Annotated in this window: 16 protein-coding genes and 1 tRNA gene; 11 read left to right on the plus strand and 6 right to left on the minus strand. The window is 62.2% G+C overall.

Going from position 1 to position 19,017, the window contains the following annotated elements; all coding sequences use genetic code 11:
* Window positions 1–48 precede the first annotated feature (48 nt).
* Window positions 49–123: transfer RNA gene (locus K3179_RS10290), tRNA-Gln, on the minus strand.
* Between the two features lie 48 nt (window positions 124–171).
* On the minus strand, window positions 172–1,023 hold the full coding sequence (gene yghU, locus K3179_RS10295; RefSeq protein WP_221564681.1) for a glutathione-dependent disulfide-bond oxidoreductase: 852 nt from the start codon (window positions 1,021–1,023) through the stop codon (window positions 172–174).
* 91 nt (window positions 1,024–1,114) lie between these two features.
* On the opposite strand from yghU, the gene K3179_RS10300 reads away from it, so the two are divergent.
* The 3 genes from K3179_RS10300 (at window position 1,115) to K3179_RS10310 (ending at window position 5,902) form a co-directional block, all read left to right on the plus strand.
* The gene (locus K3179_RS10300; RefSeq protein WP_221564683.1) at window positions 1,115–2,119 is read left to right on the plus strand and encodes a DNA topoisomerase IB; all 1,005 of its coding nucleotides are present in this window, start codon (window positions 1,115–1,117) and stop codon (window positions 2,117–2,119) included.
* Window positions 2,120–2,388: 269 nt separating this feature from the next.
* Entirely contained in the window at window positions 2,389–4,449 is a 2,061-nt protein-coding gene (locus K3179_RS10305) for an NAD(+) synthase (protein WP_221565568.1), read from the plus strand.
* Window positions 4,450–4,558: 109 nt separating this feature from the next.
* Entirely contained in the window at window positions 4,559–5,902 is a 1,344-nt protein-coding gene (locus K3179_RS10310) for an MFS transporter (RefSeq protein ID WP_221564685.1), read from the plus strand.
* Here the strand turns inward: K3179_RS10310 and K3179_RS10315 are convergent, their stop codons facing one another.
* Window positions 5,903–6,496 carry an FMN-dependent NADH-azoreductase gene (locus K3179_RS10315; protein WP_221564687.1) on the minus strand — a complete coding sequence of 198 codons (594 nt, stop codon included), beginning with the start codon at window positions 6,494–6,496 and terminating at the stop codon, window positions 5,903–5,905.
* A gap of 15 nt (window positions 6,497–6,511) precedes the next feature.
* Complete coding sequence (locus K3179_RS10320) at window positions 6,512–7,213, minus strand: pirin family protein (RefSeq protein WP_221564688.1); 702 nt, start codon at window positions 7,211–7,213, stop codon at window positions 6,512–6,514.
* Window positions 7,214–7,321: 108 nt separating this feature from the next.
* Here K3179_RS10320 and K3179_RS10325 point away from each other — a divergent pair, with 108 nt between their 5' ends.
* Entirely contained in the window at window positions 7,322–8,251 is a 930-nt protein-coding gene (locus K3179_RS10325) for a LysR family transcriptional regulator (protein ID WP_221564690.1), read from the plus strand.
* Here the strand turns inward: K3179_RS10325 and K3179_RS10330 are convergent.
* Together K3179_RS10330 and K3179_RS10335 are read right to left on the minus strand one after the other, a co-directional pair.
* Window positions 8,248–9,327 (minus strand): branched-chain amino acid aminotransferase, encoded by a 1,080-nt coding sequence (locus tag K3179_RS10330; RefSeq protein ID WP_221564692.1) that lies wholly within the window; start codon window positions 9,325–9,327, stop codon window positions 8,248–8,250. The genes K3179_RS10325 and K3179_RS10330 overlap by 4 nt on opposite strands.
* A 755-nt stretch (window positions 9,328–10,082) precedes the next feature.
* Window positions 10,083–10,640 (minus strand): hypothetical protein, encoded by a 558-nt coding sequence (locus K3179_RS10335; protein WP_221564694.1) that lies wholly within the window; start codon window positions 10,638–10,640, stop codon window positions 10,083–10,085.
* 71 nt (window positions 10,641–10,711) lie between these two features.
* On the opposite strand from K3179_RS10335, the gene K3179_RS10340 reads away from it, so the two are divergent.
* The 7 genes from K3179_RS10340 to K3179_RS10370 all read left to right on the plus strand — a co-directional run bounded on the left by K3179_RS10340 (window position 10,712) and on the right by K3179_RS10370 (window position 18,841).
* Window positions 10,712–11,428, plus strand: coding sequence for a TlyA family RNA methyltransferase (locus tag K3179_RS10340; RefSeq protein ID WP_221565570.1), 717 nt, complete (start codon window positions 10,712–10,714; stop codon window positions 11,426–11,428).
* Window positions 11,429–11,487: 59 nt separating this feature from the next.
* Window positions 11,488–13,020: an acyl-CoA carboxylase subunit beta gene (locus K3179_RS10345; RefSeq protein ID WP_221564696.1), complete on the plus strand. Its 1,533-nt coding sequence runs from the start codon at window positions 11,488–11,490 to the stop codon at window positions 13,018–13,020.
* A gap of 382 nt (window positions 13,021–13,402) precedes the next feature.
* Window positions 13,403–15,442: a S9 family peptidase gene (locus K3179_RS10350; RefSeq protein WP_247712937.1), complete on the plus strand. Its 2,040-nt coding sequence runs from the start codon at window positions 13,403–13,405 to the stop codon at window positions 15,440–15,442.
* Between the two features lie 79 nt (window positions 15,443–15,521).
* Window positions 15,522–15,971, plus strand: a complete 450-nt coding sequence (mce, locus tag K3179_RS10355; RefSeq protein WP_221564697.1) for a methylmalonyl-CoA epimerase — start codon at window positions 15,522–15,524, stop codon at window positions 15,969–15,971.
* Window positions 15,972–15,993: 22 nt separating this feature from the next.
* Window positions 15,994–18,150: a methylmalonyl-CoA mutase gene (gene scpA, locus K3179_RS10360; protein ID WP_221564699.1), complete on the plus strand. Its 2,157-nt coding sequence runs from the start codon at window positions 15,994–15,996 to the stop codon at window positions 18,148–18,150.
* Between the two features lie 23 nt (window positions 18,151–18,173).
* The gene (locus tag K3179_RS10365) at window positions 18,174–18,689 is read left to right on the plus strand and encodes a hypothetical protein (RefSeq protein ID WP_221564701.1); all 516 of its coding nucleotides are present in this window, start codon (window positions 18,174–18,176) and stop codon (window positions 18,687–18,689) included.
* Complete coding sequence (locus tag K3179_RS10370; RefSeq protein ID WP_221564703.1) at window positions 18,686–18,841, plus strand: hypothetical protein; 156 nt, start codon at window positions 18,686–18,688, stop codon at window positions 18,839–18,841. Before K3179_RS10365 ends, K3179_RS10370 begins: the two co-directional genes overlap by 4 nt.
* Window positions 18,842–19,017: the final 176 nt, after the last annotated feature.

Raw genomic sequence — 19,017 nt, forward strand, 5'->3', positions numbered from 1 at the left:
TTGCGCGCGAGTGCGTACCAAAGGCGGGAACGGGAGAAGATTGGAGAATGGCTGGGGTGGCAGGGATCGAACCTGCGAATGCCGGTACCAAAAACCGGTGCCTTACCACTTGGCTACACCCCAGCAGGCGGGCGCTCCTATAGCGCGCCCGCCGTCAATGTGAAGGGGGGATTAGAGCTTCTTGCCTTCAAAATCGGCTGCCGAGTGGCGCTCAAGCAACTGCGTGTCTTCATCGCCCCACGCCTTGTTCACGATGCGGCCGCGCTTGACTGCGGGGCGTGCCGCGATCTGCTTGGCCCACCGCGCCACGTTCTCGTATTCGTGGATCGAGAGGAAGGTCTTGGCCTCGTTGTAAATGGTGCCTTCGACGAAGGGCGCCATCCATGGCCAGGCCGCGATGTCCGCAATCGTGTAGTCCTTGCCGCCCAGATATTCGCTGTCCGCGAGCCTCTTGTCGGCGACATCGAACAGGCGCTTCGTTTCCATGGCGTAGCGGTTGATGGGGTACTCGAACTTCTCGGGCGCATAGGCGTAGAAATGCCCGAAGCCGCCGCCGATGAAAGGCGCGCTTCCGATCTGCCAGAACAGCCAGCTGAGCACTTCTGCGCGCGTGTGGTCGGTCGGGAGTAATGCGCCGAACTTTTCAGCGAGATGCATCAGGATCGCACCGCTTTCGAAAACGCGCACCGGCTCGTCTCCGCTGCGATCGAGAAGCGCGGGGATCTTGCTGTTGGGGTTCACGTCGACAAAGCCGCTGGTGAATTGGACGCCGTCGCCGATATTGATCGTGTAGGCGTCGTATTCGGCGCCGGAGTGGCCGGCTTCCAGCAGCTCTTCCAGCATGACCGTTGCCTTCACGCCGTTCGGCGTTGCCAGCGAGTAGAGCTGGAAATCATGCTCGCCGACCGGAAGATCCTTCTGCTCGCGCGCGCCGGATGTCGGTGCATTGATGCTGGCGAAGCGGCCGCCGTTCTCGGCGTCGTGAGTCCAGACTGCGGGCGGTGTATAGGTCGCATCGGCCATTATGATCTCCTTCTTGGTCGGGCTAATCCACCCTTCCGTTCGTCGCAAGGTGGGGAACCGCTACAGGCCTGCCACGGTTCTTCCCTTCGCCATGACGAAGCTCATCTATGTAGACGACAGCCTGCCAGGCATAACCCGCAAGGGCGCGGGCAAGGGCTGGGCGTATTACGATCCCAAGGGCGAGCTTATTCGCGACCGCAAGGAGAAGGAGCGGCTCAACGCTATCGCCCTTCCGCCCGCTTATGAGGATGCGTGGTTCTGTCCGGCGCCGAACGGCCACATCCTCGCGACAGGCATTGATGCCAAAGGGCGTAAGCAATACCGCTATCACCCCGATTTCCGCGCAGCGCGCGAAAGCGAGAAGTTCGACGGCTGCATCGCCTTCGGCGCCCTGTTGCCGCTGGTCCGCAAGCGCGTCGAACAAGATTTGCGCGGCCGCAAGCTGACGCGCGAGCGGGCGGTGGCGAGTGTCGTGCGCCTGCTCGATCTTGGCGCGGTTCGCGTCGGGAATGAAGGCTATGCCGAACGCAACAAGAGCTTCGGCGCGACGACGCTGCGGCGGCGGCATGCAGAGGTGACCGGCAAGACGCTGCGCCTTCGCTATCGCGGCAAGTCCGGCAAGCAGCGTGAAGTGACGCTGACCGACGGAAGTCTCGCCCGGCTGGTGCGCAAGATGCAGGACCTGCCCGGCCAAAACGTCTTCAAATATGTCGACGATGATGGCGAGGTGCACCCCGTCGGTTCGAGCGACGTGAACGCCTATCTCGAAGAGACGATGGGTGAGCGCTTTACGGCGAAGAATTTTCGCACCTGGCATGCAAGCGTGCTGGCCTTCGAATGTCTGCGCCAGGGCGAAGGCAGGCTGCCGATCAAGGAACTGCTCGATTGTGTCGCGCAGAAACTTGGCAACACTCCCGCTGTGACGCGCAAGAGCTATATCCATCCGGCCGTGATCGATCTCGTCGATCGCCAGGAGAAGTGGCGGGCTTCGCTCAAGCTGCCTCGCGCCACGCAGTGGCTGACGAGGGACGAGCGCGGGCTTCTGGAGCTTTTGCAGGATGCCCCCGACGTTGCGGAATTGCTTGCCGCGGCTTGATCCTTGCGCGAATTATCTTTTCGGGATAATCGCAAGAAATGCATAGGGCAGGGCAGAAACTCAAGGCGTGGCGGCAGGCGCAAGAACCACCCCTGTCCGCAGAAGAGTTTGCATCCCGTTACGGCTTTAAGACGCAGACCGTGTTCGGCTGGGAAAGCAAGGGCCGCATCGCCCGCGCACAGGCCCAACGCACGCTCTGCGAACTCGGCATTTGCGAGCCTGCGGACTGGATAGAGCCTGCCGAAAACCAGCAGAAAGAAACGCGACCCATGGCCAGCGGTGACACGCATCCCTTTTTCGATTTGCACACCCACGGGTTCGTGCGCGTTGCAACCGCCACGCCGAAGGTGCGCACTGCCGATATCGCCTACAATGCCCAGGGCATAATCGAGCAGGCAGAGAAGGCGCACGATCAGGGCGTCGATCTCCTGCTTTATCCCGAGCTGAGCCTTTCCTCATATGCGCTCGACGACCTACATTTGCAGACTGCCCTCTTGGAAGCGGTAGAGAGGCATCTTGCGGAAATTCTGAAGCGATCGCGCACGCTCACACCGGTGCTGGTGATCGGCGCCCCGCTGCGGCGGAACGGGCGGATCTACAATTGCGCCATCACCATCGCCAAGGGGCGTATCCTTGGCGTGGTGCCCAAAAGCTACCTGCCGAATTACCGTGAATTCTACGAGAAGCGCTGGTTCAGCCATGGCCGCGACTGTGTCGGTTTGGAAATCGATGTGTTGGGCGAAACGGTGCCCTTCGGAACGGACATCGTCTTCGAAGCGGAAGACTTTGCCGGTTTCACCTTCGGGATCGAAATCTGCGAGGATTTCTGGTCGCCCAATCCGCCCGGCACGCTTGCCGCCCTGGCAGGGGCGACGATCCTGCTCAACCTGTCCGCATCGAACATCACGATCGGCAAGTCGGACGAGCGGCATATGCTCACGCGCGCCAGCTCTTCGCGCTATGTCTGCGCCTATGCCTATTCCGCCAGCGGCTATGGCGAAAGCACCACCGACCTTTCTTGGGACGGGCAAGGCATGATCTACGAGCTCGGCGACCTGCTGATCGAGAGTGTGCGTTTCGATCACGAGCCGGAATTGTGTGTCACAGACGTCGACACGCGCCGCATCCTTGCGGAGCGCATGCGGATGCAGACCTGGGGCGACGCAGCCGATGCGGCGGGTCGCCCTGAAGACTGGTATCGCAAGATCGGGTTCGAGCACGGCGCGGCTCAAAAGGATAATGGACTGGCCCGGCCGATCCGCCGTTTCCCCTTCGTCCCGAACCGCCGGGAAAAGCTGGACGAGGATTGCTACGAAGCTTTCAACATCCAGGTCGACGCCCTGATGCGCCGAATCGAAGCGACGCGCCCCAAGTGCCTCGTCATCGGTATTTCGGGCGGGCTCGACAGTACCCATGCCTTGCTGGTCGCCGCAAAGGCGATGGACCGCCTGGGCCGTCCCCGCACCGATATCCGCGGTTACACCATGCCCGGCTTCGCGACATCAGACGGCACCAAATCCAATGCCTGGAAGCTGATGAAGGCATTCGGCATCACGGCGGAAGAAATCGACATCAAGCCGACGGCCTTGATGATGCTGGAGAATATCGGGCATGCATTTGCGGACGGGCATCCGGTCTACGACACCACCTTCGAAAACGTTCAGGCCGGTCTGCGCACGGACTATCTTTTCCGCTTGGCGGGGCAGCACGGCGGCTGGGTGATCGGGACCGGCGACTTGTCGGAGCTTGCCCTGGGTTGGTGCACCTATGGCGTGGGCGACCAGATGAGCCATTACGGCGTCAATTCGGGCGTGCCGAAGACGCTGATCCAGTATCTCATTCGCTGGACCACGACGACGCACCAGTTCGACGATCATGTCGACGGGGTTCTGCTCGATATCCTCGACACTGAAATCAGCCCGGAACTGGTTCCCGCGGGCGAGGATGGCACGATCCAGAGCACCCAATCGATCATCGGCCCTTACGAGTTGAACGATTTTTTCCTGCATCACGTCATTCGCTGGGGACAAAGTCCGAGCCATGTCGCGTTCCTTGCCTGGCACGCATGGAAGGACGCCGAGGCAGGGCAGTGGCCGATCGATTTTCCCGAGGATGCCAGGAACGCGTACGACCTGCCCACCATCGCCAAGTGGCTGGAAAACTTCGTGAAGCGGTTCTTCGGCTTCAGCCAGTTCAAGCGCAGCGCCATGCCCAATGGTCCCAAGGTCAGCGCGGGCGGCGCGCTCTCGCCGCGGGGCGACTGGCGTGCGCCCAGCGATGCCGTTGCGGACTTGTGGCTCGAGGACCTGAGGAGGAACTTGCCGGACTGATCTTGCTAGATCGTCCGCGATAGGGCAGCACTAGGCCAATCGGATCGTAGGGACGCGATCGGCCAAAGGCAGACAGCCAGCCGTCACTCATGCTTATGGGGGCTAAGCGATGGCATCTGCCGCGTCCGGAAATTCACTCATTCTCGAAAACAGCCAGCGCTTGCGGCTGTTCACCCTGTTCATCCTCTACGTGGGGCAGGGCATGCCGATCGGCTTGTTCTGGTTCGCGGTGCCCGCGTGGATGGCCGTAAACGGAGCTTCAGCAGCGGACGTTGGTTCCGTAGCCGCTTTGACCGCGCTGCCGTGGTCGCTCAAGCTCGTCAACGGGTTCATCATGGACCGCTATACCTTCCTGCCCATGGGACGTCGCAGGGCCTGGATACTCGGCGCGCAACTCGTAATGATCGCCTGCCTGCTGATTGCGGCCCTTATCGACCCGTCTGTGAAAGACGTTGCTATTCTCGGCGGCATAGGCTTCGCGCTGAACCTCGCGACCACATTCCAGGACGTGGCGGTCGATGGTCTTGCGGTCGACATCATGACCGAGGGCGAGCGCGCACGAGGGTCCGGCATGATGTTCGGCGGACAGGCGATCGGCATCGCCGCAGCAACGGCGATTTGCGGTTTCGTGATAGGGGACTTCGGAGCGCCAGCGGCATTCCTGATTGTCGCCGCCCTGATTTTGGTCCTTTGCGTTTACATCGCCTCTTTCAGGGAGCGACGGGGCGAAAGGTCGATGCCCTGGAGCAGCGGCAATGCCCACGAGAGGAACCTCGAAATCCAGCTCGACGCCTGGTGGCCGCTGCTTAAATCGACATTCAATTCGATGAGGAAATCGTCGAGCCTGTTGTGGCTGCCCTGCCTGTTCGGGCGCGGGGTCCTCTATGGCGGCTTCGCAGGTGCGACACCGCTCATCGGGGCTAATTATGTCGGTTGGGACACTGCCGAAATATCCAGCCTCACCGCGACAGCGGGCCTGCTGGCCGGGGTGCTGTGCATGACGCTCGGGGGCTGGCTCGGAGACAGATATGGCGCGAAGCGGATCGGGATCATGTGGGTGGCATCCGGCATCGCGATGTGCGCGGTCATGTTCGGTGCGGTCGAACACTGGAGCAACTCGGCCGTGTTCATGGCGTTCGTCTATTTCTGGATCCCGCTCGACATGCTGATCACGGTCGCCCTCCTGCCGATCTCGATGCGGCTGTGCGACCCGACCGTCGCCGCGACGCAGTTCACGATCTACATGGCGGTATCGAACTTCGGGATTTCGTTCGGGGCGTTCATGCTTGGCAAGACAGACGCGCTCGGCGGCTTGCCCTCGATATTCATCATCGTGGGCGCCGGACTGTCGGTTGCGCTGCTGCTATTGCTGACAGCGAAATTCCCGCGCCGCCCCGAATATTACGAAATCCAGAAGCGGCGCGAGATAATGGCGGCTCACAAGCCTGCGTGATCAGGCGGCGAGGCGTTCGACCTCTTCATGGGCTTCGGCGATCTTCTCTTCGCCGCCTTCACCCATGATGCCGTCGGCGGCGACCATTTCGACGTCGGTGATGCCGAGGAAGCCGAGGAAAAACTTGAGCCACGGGCTCATGAAGTCCACTTCGCTGCCGATCGGCGTGCCACCCGACGCAATCGCGATGTATGCCTTCTTGCCGGTCAGCAAGCCCTCAGGCCCATTGGCAGTGTACTGGAACGTCGTCCCGGCGCGGGCGACCAAATCGGCCCATGCCTTGACCGTGGCAGGCACGGAGAAATTGTAGACGGGGACGCTGAACACGATGGTGTCGGCGCCTTTCAGCTCCTCGATCAACTCGTCGGCCACCTTTGCCAGTTCATGCTGTTCGGACGAACGCTCGGCATAAGGGGAAAGGTTCGCGGCAAAACGCTCCGCGTCGATGAAGGGGATATCGTTCTTGGCGAGGTCACGAGTGAGAACCTTCGTGTCCTGCTTGGCCGACAGCTTCTCGACCAGCTTGGTGCCGAGGCTGCGCGAAACGCTTTCGCCGTCACGAATGCTGGCGGTGATGTGAAGGATGGTGTTCATAGGTGTGTCTCCTGATCAGGCCGCATCGACGAGGACGAGTTCGCTGTCCTCGAGAGCGGTAATGGTGATACTGTCTTCCTTGGTAATGGCGATGCCGTCACGGGCTTTCGCCTCGATTTCGCCGATGCGGATGCTTCCGGTCGCCGGCACGAGGTAGAGGTGCCGGTCGGCAGTGCGCGGCGTATAGGTCACGCTTTCGCCTGCCTTGATCGTTGCGCCAAGGACCCGGGCATCGGTGCGGATCGGCAGCGCATCGTCGTCGTTCGCCGCACCGCTTGCCAGCGGCACGAACTGACCGGCGCGGTCGCCCTTGGGGAACTGGCGTGCGCCCCAGCCGGGTTCGCCCCCGCGCTGTGACGGGATGATCCAGATCTGGAAGAGCGTGGTTTCCTCGTCCTCGAGGTTGAACTCGGAATGAGCCACGCCGCGGCCTGCGCTCATGACCTGTACGTCGCCTGCCTCGGTGCGCCCTTCATTGCCCATGCTGTCGCGGTGGGTGATGGCGCCGGTGCGGACATAGGTGATGATTTCCATGTCGTTGTGCGGGTGGGTCGGAAAGCCGCTCTTCGGTGCGATGCGGTCGTCGTTCCAGACGCGCAGCGCGCCCCAGTTGACTCGGCTGGGGTCGTGATAGCCGGCAAAAGAGAAGTGGTGGTTCGCATCGAGCCAGCCATGGTTGGCCTTGCCGAGCGTGCTGAAGGGACGATGTTCGATCATTGCTTGGTCTCCCGATGGGAAGTTGCTTCGTTGGACCAATAGATAGACGTTGCGGTGCGTTCCGATAACTGCGATAAAACGCGCCAAGATGTTCAGGAAATCAGAACAATGAAACTGGGCGAGCCGAGCCTCGACCAATTGCGCATCTTCCTCGCGGTGGCAGAGGAAGGCAGTTTCGGCGCGGCGGCACGCAAGATGGGGCGCGCAGTCTCTGCGGTGAGCTACGGTATTGCCCAGATGGAAGCGCAGCTGGGCGTGGCGCTGTTCGAGCGCGAAGGCTCGCGCAAACCGGTGCTGACAGAAGAAGGGCGGGGGCTGCTGACCGAGGCCAAGGCGATTGCCGACGGCATCGACCAACTTCTCGCCAAGACGCAGAGCCTGCATGCGGGCCTCGAAAGCGAGGTTTCGCTGGTGGTCGACGTCATGTTGCCGGGTGAGGTCACTGCCAGCGTCTTGCGCGACTTCCGCGACATGTTCCCGACCGTTGCGCTGCGCCTGCAGGTGGAGGCGCTCGGCGCAGTGGCGGCGTGCCTTCTGGAGGGCGGCGCGGACCTCGGCATTGGCGGGCCGGTGCTGGCCGACCATCCCGAACTCGAGCGGCAGGCCATCGGCGCGGTCGAACTCGTCCCCGTTGCCGCGCCCGATCACGCGCTGGCGCGCGCGGGCATCGCGCCGGGAGAGAGCCGCAAGCATCTCCAGCTCGTGCTCACCGACCGTTCGCCGCTCACCGAAGGCCGCGAGTTTTCAGTCCTGTCACCCGAAAGCTGGCGCCTGGCAGACCTCGGCGCCAAACATGCGCTGCTCAAGGAAGGCATCGGCTGGGGTAACATGCCGCGCCACATGGTGAGCGGCGATCTGGCCGAGGGGCGCCTGTGCGAACTGGACCTGCCGGAAAAGCCGGGTGCCGACTACACGCTCAATGCGATCTGGCGGCGAGACATGCGGCCCGGACCGGCGACCAGTTGGCTGATCGATGCGATCCGCGGCCGGCTTGCTGCGTGCGAAGAGTTTGAGCCGTCGGTGACGGCGCAACCTTAAAGCTTGGTCACCCACCCATGGGTGTCGCTGACCGAGCCCTTCTGGATGCCGACCAGCTTTTCGCGGATCTTGTTGGTGATCTGCCCGGTTCCGCCGCTGCCGATCTGGAATTCGCCATCGGGGCCGAGCACCGTGCCGACCGGAGTGACCACGGCTGCCGTGCCGCACGCCATCGTTTCCAGCAGCTTGCCGGTAGTCGCGTCCACGCGCCACTGGTCGATGCTGTAAGGCTCTTCGCGAACGTTGAGACCCTCTTCTCGCAGCAGCGCGATGAGGCTGTCGCGGGTAATCCCGGGCAGGATCGTGCCCGTCAGGGGCGGAGTGATCACGCTGCCGTCGTCGAACACGAAGAACAGGTTCATGCCGCCCAGTTCCTCGACCCATTTCTTCTCGACGGTATCGAGAAACACGACCTGGTCGCAGCCATGTTCGATACCTTCGGCCTGCGGCACGAGGCTGGCAGCGTAATTGCCGCCGGTCTTCGCAGCGCCCGTGCCGCCGGGGGCTGCACGGGTGTAATTGCGGCTGACCCAGATTTTCACGGCCTTGGCGCCGCCCTTGAAATAGCCGCCGACGGGCGAGGCGATGAGGATGTACTTGTACTGGCGCGCGGGACGCACGCCGAGGAACGCTTCCGAGGCAAACATGAAGGGCCGCAGGTAGAGCGCGCCGTCGGGAATGGTGGGTACCCAGTCACGATCCTTGGCCACGAGCTGGCGGATCGATTCGAGGAATAGCTCTTCGGGCAATTCCGGCATCGCCATGCGCCGCGCGCTGGCATTGAAGCGCCGCGCGTTCTGTTCGGGGCGGAACAGGGCAAGGCTGTCGTCGCCCTGCTTGTAGGCTTTCATCCCCTCGAAGATTTCCTGCGCGTAATGCAGCACGGCCGCCGCCGGATCGAGGCTGATCGGCTGGCGTGGGCCGAGCGTCGCCTGGTGCCATCCGCCCTTGTCCGCATCATAGTCGATGACGACCATGTGATCGGTAAACAGCTTGCCGAAACCGGGGTCCAGGAGAGCCTGCTGGCGGGTCTCGCCGGGGACGGGGGCGGGGTGGGGAATGTGCGCGAAATCCATGACGCGCGGTTAGGATTTCGCGGCAGTCAGCGCAAGAGGCGCTACCACTCCTTTGCCTCGCAATGCGGACAAGTGCGCAGCGCATAGGGCCAGAAGAGGATCGGCAGGCGAGTTTGGCTCACCAACCCGTGACCGCATTTCCGCGGCAGATACGAGAGCCACGCAGCAGTAGTGGCCATGACCACAAGACTTATACCGGGAACCAAATTCCATGGCCAAGGCGTTGCGGTAAAAATGAAGAAAAGCGGGATTATGAGGACAGAAATGGCCGGAGAATATCGCAGGTATCGACGCATGGATCGACTCTAGCGTCTTCGAGTGGGAAGTAAAAGCCCGGCGTTACTTGAACTATGCTATTCAAAGAACTGGTCGCAAATGAGAAGGGCGACCCTCGCCCGTAGGAGGATCGCCCTTCGCATGGTCAGCGGTCGGAAGCGCCGCTCACGTAGCCTTACTCGGCAGGAATGTTACCGAATATGCTCCGTAGGGATCTTCACCGACCTCGCTACTGAACCATGAGACATCGGATCACCTCCTTTCAAGCTTGTGAGCTAGACCGCCGTTTCACCGGTGGCCAAGACCGCGTGCGCCGCTGATCTTGCTTACAATTTGTTGCGGATAAGAGGTGAAAACAAGGCTTGTAAAAAAGTTATCCCACGTCAGAATTGGCGTTTGTGGCTCGGGACCAATCCCGGGCCTTTTTCGTGTCCGGATCGGGGGCTCTTCCAAGGAGGCGGGCCGAGCATCGAATCAGGTCAGCGGCAATCCTCGATGACTCGCGTCACTTCGGACCATGCCGGAAGGTAAAGCGGCGACGAATTGCTTGTTTCCACAGCGAATCGTCCGCGTGTGAGGGCCATCGCATCGAGCAGTGGGTCGCGTGCCTGCACGTCGGCTACGAGCGAGGAGGCGCTGTCGCCTTGCCGTGCCGCAAGCGTGCGAGTGGCTGTTTCGGTGCGAATGGTCATGGCCGGAGTGGCGCTGCTGCCTGCCTGATAGCGAGTCAAAGCCACACGGGCGCTGCCACGCATGCAGCCGATGGCGAAGAGCGGTCCTCCGTTGCGGCCGGAAAAGCGCGCGATCGTTCCGCCATTGACCGTCCCGTAAGACCAGTTGCCGGAGGTTTGCGGGGCATCGATCCAGTTTTCCGTAACGGGAGCCTGCGCCACCGGTGCCGGGGGCGGTGTCGGCGACGGCGTGCTGACTGGCGCAGGGCTGGGCGCGGGCGTCGGCTCCGGCGAGGGCGGGATGCAGGCTGCAAGGCCGAAGGTCAGCGCACAGGCGGCGGCAAATTGTCCGTAGATCAGTTTCATACCGATCCAATGCGCGCTAACGCCCTTGGTTTCAAACGGAGTTTGCTGTGGCGAAGAAACGTCTCGACCAAATGCTTGTCGATCGCGGTCTGGTGGAAAGCCGGACGCGCGCGCAGGCGCTGGTCATGGCGGGACTGGTGTTTTCGGGCGAACAGAAGCTTGCCAAGCCCGGCCAGCAATTGCGCGAGGATGCCCCGCTCGAGGTGCGCGGGCGCGACCATCCCTGGGTAAGCCGCGGCGGGATCAAGCTGGCGCACGCGATCGAACATTTCGGTCTCGATCCGAGCGGCGTCAATGCAATGGACATCGGTAGCTCGACGGGCGGTTTCACCGATGTGCTGCTGCAGGGCGGGGCCAGCCACGTCTTCGCTGTCGACAGCGGCACCAACCAGCTTGCGTGGAAATTGCGGCAGGACGAGCGCGTGACGGTTCTCGAACAGACAAGCGCCCGCATTCTCACAGGCGAGATGATCGACCGGGCCGTTACCTGGGTGGTCTGCGATGCGAGCTTCATCGGACTCGCCAAGGTGCTCGAACGCCCGCTCGAACTCGCTGAGCACGATTGCCGCCTCGTCGCCCTCATCAAGCCGCAGTTCGAGGTCGGACGCGAGGAAGTCGGCAAGAAAGGCGTGGTCAGCGATCCGGCGCTCCATGCCCGCGTTTGCGAGGAAGTACGCAGCTGGGTCGAAGGGCTCGGCTTCGCGGTTCAGGGTATTGTCGAAAGCCCCATCACGGGTCCGGAAGGCAATGTCGAATTCCTGATAAGCGCCCAGCGGGGCCAAGCCTGACATTGACGCTGCGCCACTGCGCGCTCTAGGCGCTTTGCGAGAGATTTTACGGAGAGAGCATGTCCGCCAATATCGCCGAAATGGAACGCCGCCGCGCCGCTGCAGAGCTGGGCGGCGGGCAGAAGCGCATCGACGCGCAGCACGCCAAGGGCAAGCTGACCGCGCGCGAGCGGCTCGACGTGCTGCTGGACGAAGGCAGCTTCGAGGAACTGGACCGCTATGTCGAACACGATTGCGTCGATTTCGGCATGGACCAGCAGCGCATCCCGGGTGACGGCGTGGTCACCGGATCGGGCACGATCAACGGCCGCCTCGTCTATGTCTTTTCGCAGGATTTCACGGTCTTCGGCGGCTCTCTTTCCAAGCGGCACGCAGAGAAGATCTGCAAGGTGATGGATACCGCGATGAAGGTCGGCGCGCCGGTGATCGGCCTCAACGACAGCGGTGGTGCGCGCATCCAGGAAGGCGTCGCCTCGCTCGGCGGCTATGCCGAGGTGTTCCAGCGCAACGTGCTGGCGAGCGGTGTAGTGCCGCAGATCAGCCTGATCATGGGGCCCTGTGCAGGCGGTGCGGTTTACAGCCCCGCGATGACCGACTTCATCTTCATGGTGGAGGACAGCAGTTACATGTTCGTCACCGGCCCCGACGTGGTGAAGACGGTGACCAACGAGGTCGTCACGCAGGAGGAACTGGGCGGGGCGAAGACGCACACCACCAAGACCTCTGTTGCCGACAACAGCTTCGAAAACGACATCGAGACGCTGCTCGCGACGCGCAATTTCTTCGACTACCTCCCGCTCTCGAACCGCGAGGAAGTGCCCGAGCGCCCGACCTCGGACGCATGGGACCGCGAAGAGCCGAGCCTCGACACGCTGATCCCCGACAACGCCAACCAGCCCTACGACATGCACGAAGTCATCAGGAAGACGCTGGACGAAGGCGATTTCTTCGAGATCCAGCCGAACCACGCCGCCAATATCATCTGCGGCTTCGGCCGGGTGGAAGGGCGCACGGTGGGCGTGGTGGCGAACCAGCCGATGGTGCTCGCCGGCGTGCTCGATATCGCTTCGTCCAAGAAGGCCGCGCGTTTCGTGCGCTTCTGCGATGCCTTCGAAATCCCGATCCTGACTTTCGTCGACGTGCCCGGCTTCCTTCCCGGCACGGCGCAGGAGCACAATGGCATCATCAAGCACGGAGCAAAGCTGCTCTTCGCCTATGCCGAGGCGACCGTGCCCAAGATCACCGTTATCACCCGCAAGGCCTATGGCGGTGCCTACGACGTGATGGCGTCCAAGCACCTGCGCGGCGACTTGAACTACGCCTGGCCCACCGCCGAAATCGCCGTGATGGGCGCGAAGGGCGCGGTGGAGATCATCTTCCGCCAGGACCGCGACGATCCGGACAAGATCGCTGAGAAAACGAAGGAATACGAAGACCGCTTCGCCAACCCCTTCGTGGCGGCACAGCGCGGCTATATTGACGAGGTGATCTACCCGCACTCGACGCGGCGGCGGATCGCGCTGGGGCTAAGGAAGCTGCGGACGAAGCAGCTCGAGAACCCGTGGAAGAAGCACGATAATATCCCGCTGTGAGGATTTAGGAGCGACAAATTGCGGCTTGGAATCTTCGTCAGTCTGGCTTGCCTAAGTCTAGTAACCGCAGGTTTCTTCGCCGCCTGGGGCCCGACAAATCTACTCGGAGAATATGTTCGGGTGTTCGAAAATGGCTTTTCGTTTTCCGAACTGCTGATTGCGACAATGCTGTATTCGCCCGCTCTCTACGTTTTCTTCCTTATGGTGCGGGAGGCGAGTGCCAAGACATGAAACTCGCATCTCTCAACCACATCGCCGTCGCCACGCTCCTGATCGACTGATCTCTGCCGTCTATCGAGGTGTGCGCCCCTCAATGCCGTGTTACCTAGACAACACAGCTTCCCCCGGTTAGTCTCCCGGTCATCGAGAGGAGACTGACTTCATGAAGAAAATTTCCCTAGCCGCCGCTGCGCTCGCAGGTTCGGCGTTGATGACGGGCGTCGGCCATGCCGAACATCACGCCCTTTCCGATTACGAACTGATCGACCGCGACGAATTGTTCGGCAATCCCGTCGCGAGCCAGGGCCGCATCAGCCCGGACGGCCAATGGGTCAGCTGGATCGCGCCCGACGAAGGCGTGATGAACGTCTGGGTCGCGCCTGCCAGCGATCCGTCGAACGGCAAGGTCGTGACCGACGACCGCCATCGCGGTATCTCCAACCACCAGTGGACCGTCGACAGCCAGTACGTATTGTTCGTGAAGGACAATGACGGCGACGAGAACTTCCACGTCTACGCCGCCGATCCCGAAACCGGCGAGACGCGCGACTTGACCCCGCTGCCCGACGGCATCCGCGCGCAGCTGATGGGTGCCAGCCGCGACCGGCCCGGCGTGATCCTGGTCGGCACGAACGAGCGTAACCCGCAGCTCACCGATCTTTACGAATACAATATCGAGACGGGAGAGCGCACGCTGGTCGCGGAAAACCCCGGCTATGCTGCCTGGGTCACCGACAATACCTACAAGCCGCGCATGGCGCTGGCTCCGCAGCCCGATGGCGGGATGAAGGCGGTCTATCTCAACGAGGATATGACGCCGGGCGAAGTCTTCGCCGACATTCCCAGCGAGGACATGCTCAACACCAACATCGTCGGATTCTCGCGCGACAACAACACGGTTTACATGATCGACAGCCGCGAACGGAACCTTGCGGCAGGCTTCGCCATCGACCTGACGACGGGCGAGCGTTCGCTTCTGATCGAACCGGACAAGGCCGATCTCAGCGGCGTTCTCGTCGATAACGAGACTTACGAGCCGATCGCCTATTCGACCAATTACCTGCAGGAAGAATGGAAAGCGCTGAACGACGAGGCGGCCAACGAATTGCAGTTCCTGTCTGCCAACCTCGACGGCGAATACCAGATCCTTTCTCGGACCGAAGCCGATGACAAGTGGATCGTCTGGGCAGGCTCTGCAGAGGCTCCAGGCCAGTATTTCGTATACGACCGGTCGGCCGCGACGCTCACCCCGTGGTTCGTAACGCGTCCCGGCCTCGCCGATGCACCGCTTCAGCCGATGCATCCGCTGGAGCTCAAGTCTTCGGACGGCAAGACGCTGGTATCCTACCTGACCCTGCCGCCGGGCAGCGATCCCGATGGCGACGGTCGCCCGGACGAAGCGGTCCCGATGCTGCTGTGGGTCCACGGTGGCCCGTGGGCCCGCGACAGCTACGGCTACAACACCGTCCACCAGTGGATGGCTAATCGCGGCTACGCGGTGCTGAGCGTCAATTACCGCGGCTCGACCGGCTTCGGTAAGGACTTCACCAATGCCGCAGTCGGCGAATTTGCCGGCAAGATGCACACCGACCTGATCGACGCGGTCGACTGGGCGATTGCCGAAGGCATTGCGCAGGAAGACAAGGTCGCGATCGGCGGCGGCAGCTACGGCGGCTATGCCACGCTGACCGGCGTCGCCTTCACGCCCGACCGCTTCGCCTGCGGTGTCGATATCGTCGGCCCGTCGAGCCTCGTCACCCTGATCGAGAGCTTCCCCGAATACTGGAAGCCGTTCCTTGCCGGAACTTGGTATCGCTATGTCGGCGACCCCGCCGATCCCGAACAGCGCAAGGATTTGCTCGCGCGCTCGGCCATCAGCCGGATCGACGACATTCGCGTGCCCCTGCTCGTGGGGCAGGGCGGCAACGACCCGCGCGTCACCAAGCAGGAAGCCGACAACCTGGTAGAGGCCATGCAGGCCAAGAACCTGCCCGTGACCTACATCAACTATCCCGACGAGGGGCACGGCTTCCAGAAACCGGAAAACCGGTTGAGCTTCTTCGCCGCGATGGAAGGCTTCCTCGGCACCTGCCTCGGCGGGCGCACGCAGCCCATCGGCGACAGCTTCGAAGGCAGTTCGGCGGAAATCCTTGCCGGTGCAGAATATGTCGAAGGACTGGGAGATGTCGAAAGCGGCGGTTGATTGCTGCCTGCCGACGTTCCAAAGAAGCGGCGCGCTCCTGTTTGCAGGGGCGCGCCGTTTCTGTTCTGGAGGATGACGCATGAAGCTCGGACGTCTCAATCACATCGGTGTCGCGACGCCGTCTATCGAGGAATCGATCCGCTACTACCGCGACGTCATGGGCGCGACGCGCTTTCACAAGCCCTTCGACCTGGAAGCGCAGGGCGTGAAGGTCTGCTTCGTCGACACTCCGGGTGAAAACGGCACCAACGGCACTCAGATCGAACTGATCGAGCCGCTGGGCGAAGACAGCCCCATCGCCAAGTTCCTCGAAAAGAACCCTTCCGGCGCGCAGCATCATCTCTGCTACGAAGTCGAGGACATCGAGGATGCCCGCAAGTGGTTCGAGGATATGGGCAAGCGCATTCTCGGGCCGACGCGCATCGGCGCACACGGCACGCCGATCTTCTTCCTCCACCCCAAGGACATGATGGGCCAGCTGACCGAAATCATGGAAACCCCCAAGGAAAACGCGCACTGGTCGAACTGACCGCGCGGACACGGAACTCACGATGACTGACAAGCCGACATACGACGACTGGAAGGCCCGCGCCGACAAGGAAGTGAAGGGCCGCGACCTGACCTGGCACACGCCCGAAGGCATTGAGGTAAAGCCGCTCTACACCAGCGAGGATACCGAGGGGCTGGACCCCGGTGTGCCCGGCATCGCGCCGTTTACGCGCGGGCCCTATGCCTCGATGTACACCGGCCGTCCGTGGACCATCCGCCAGTATGCGGGCTTCTCCACCGCCGAGGAATCGAATGCCTTCTATCGCCGCAACCTCGCGGCGGGGCAGAAGGGCCTCTCGGTCGCTTTCGACCTCGCCACCCACCGCGGTTATGACAGCGACCACCCGCGCGTGGTCGGCGATGTCGGCAAGGCGGGTGTCGCGATCGACACCGTGCGCGACATGGAAATCCTGTTCGACCAGATCCCGCTCGACACCATGAGCGTGTCGATGACGATGAACGGCGCGGTGATTCCCGTGCTCGCCTTCTACATCGTCGCGGCAGAGCGTCAGGGGGTGAGCCAGGAGAAGCTTTCGGGGACCATCCAGAACGACATCCTCAAGGAGTTCATGGTCCGCAACACCTATATCTACCCGCCCGAACCGAGCATGCGGATCGTCTCCGACATCATCGCATATACCTCGGCCAACATGCCGAAATTCAACAGCATTTCCATCTCGGGCTATCACATGCACGAGGCCGGGGCGACGGCCGTGCAGGAACTCGCCTTCACCATCGCCGACGGCAAGGAATACGCCAAGCGCGCGATGGAAGCGGGGCTCGATATCGACGCCTTCGCGCCGCGCCTGTCTTTCTTCTGGGGCATCGGCATGAACTTCTTCATGGAGATTGCCAAGATGCGCGCCGCGCGTGCGCTGTGGCATGATGTGATGGAAGAGCTGGGGGCGCAGAACCCCAAGTCGAAGATGCTGCGTACCCATTGCCAGACCAGCGGTGTGAGCCTGCAGGAGCAGGACCCTTATAACAACGTCATCCGCACCACGATCGAGGCGATGGCAGCGGTGCTGGGCGGCACGCAGTCGCTCCACACCAATGCGCTGGACGAGGCGATTGCGCTGCCGACCGACTTCTCCGCCCGCATCGCGCGCAACACGCAGCTGGTGATCCAGGAAGAGACCGGCATCACCAATGTCGCCGATCCACTGGGCGGCAGCTATTACATCGAAAGCCTCACCGCCGCGCTGGTGGACGAGGCAAAAAAGATGCTCGACGAGGTCGAGGCGGCAGGCGGCATGACCGAATATGTCGCCAGCGGTAAGCCGAAAACGCAGATCGAGGAAGCCGCCGCCGCCAAGCAGGCCAGCGTCGACCGGGGCGAAACCGTGATCGTTGGCGTCAACAAGTACCGCCGCGACAAGGAAGACGAGATCGACACGCTCGACATCGACAACCACGCCGTGCGTCAGAGCCAGATAGCGCGGCTCGGGAAGGTCCGCGCGGCCCGCGACGAATTCGCCTGCAAGGCCGCGCTCGACGCGCTGGCTCGCGGGGCAGCGCAGCGCGAGGGCAACCTGCTTGCGCTGGCGGTCGAGGCGGCGCGCCACGATGCGACGCTGGGCGAGATCAGCCAGGCGATGGAAGACGCCTATGGCCGCTACGACACCATGCCCACGCCCGTGCGCGGGGTGTATTCCGAAGCCTATTCGGACGACGATCGCTACCAGCAGGTGGTCGCGGGCGTGAAGGCGGTCGAGCGCCGCTTGGGCCGTGCGCCGAAGCTGATGGTCGCCAAGATGGGCCAGGACGGCCACGACCGCGGCGCGAATGTCATCGCATCCGCCTTTGCCGACATGGGCTTCGAGGTCGTCTCCGGCCCGCTGTTCCAGACGCCTGCGGAAACCCGCGACATGGCACTGGAGAACGATGTCGACGCCATCGGAGCGAGCAGCCTTGCGGCGGGCCACAAGACCCTCATCCCCGAACTGATCGGCCTGCTGAAGGACGCGGGTCGCAGCGACATCAAGGTGATCGCCGGCGGCGTGATCCCGCAGAAGGATTACGACTTCCTGCGCGATGCCGGGGTGCAAGGCATTTACGGCCCGGGCAGCAATGTGGTCGAATGCGCGGCGGATGTGCTGCGCCTGCTCGGCCACAACATGCCGCCTGCGGGTGAGGATCTGGATGAGGCGGCGGAGTGATGCGATATTGGGCGTTAGGCTTTTTGGCCATTACGACTTCTGCTCTCGCGCAGACACCAACCCTCGATGGTGAGGCACGATCGGTAAAGACACAGACAGAGGCACAGATCGCGCACGAGTTCGTCGCGATTTGCGTTGCTGGCTACCCCTCGATGGCGGACGTTACCGTTGCCGTAGATAGTTCGGAAGTATCCTACATCGAGATTTCGGATGAAAGCGTGTCGGATGTGCGGCGCGATTGGGAATCCGAATACGGTTGGATGGGCTTTCTATCCGGATCTCCGAAGTTCCCAGACATAACGCCCCAATGCGATTTCTCTGGTTTTACACAGAACGCAGCTAGCCCCGAATTATTACGTGCCGCGCTCATCACGGAACTGAGCGAGAAATTCGCCGACTCCCAGCTTGTTGCGTCTGAGAAGGGTATCTCACTCTCGTTAGGCAACGTCTGTGCACTTGTCAGGCATCACAAACGCGCGAGCGAGAACCACGTGACACTCATAATTCAGCCGGCAGTCGAGGGTGCTTGCAGCAAGTGATTCAAAAGCGAAGCGAATTCCTGCGCGATGCCGGGGTGCAGGGCATCTACGGCCCGGGCAGCAATGTGGTCGAATGCGCGGCGGACGTGCTGCGCCTGCTGGGGCACAACATGCCGCCTGCTGGCGAGGAACTGGACGAGGCGGCGGAGTGAGCTCGGGCGCCCGATTGCTCGTCGCGATACTAGGATCGCTTGTTTACTGGCTACTGGCCATGATCGCGCTATTCGCCATCTTGCTCCCTTGCGGAATGGGGCCTGACGCGAGTTGCAACATGGCCGGTCCATTTACTTTTTGGCTGGCAGTCATCGGTTTCGTGCTCATCTACGTC

It is taken from the genome of Qipengyuania intermedia (genome assembly GCF_019711615.1).
In the GTDB taxonomy this organism is placed as follows: domain Bacteria; phylum Pseudomonadota; class Alphaproteobacteria; order Sphingomonadales; family Sphingomonadaceae; genus Qipengyuania; species Qipengyuania intermedia.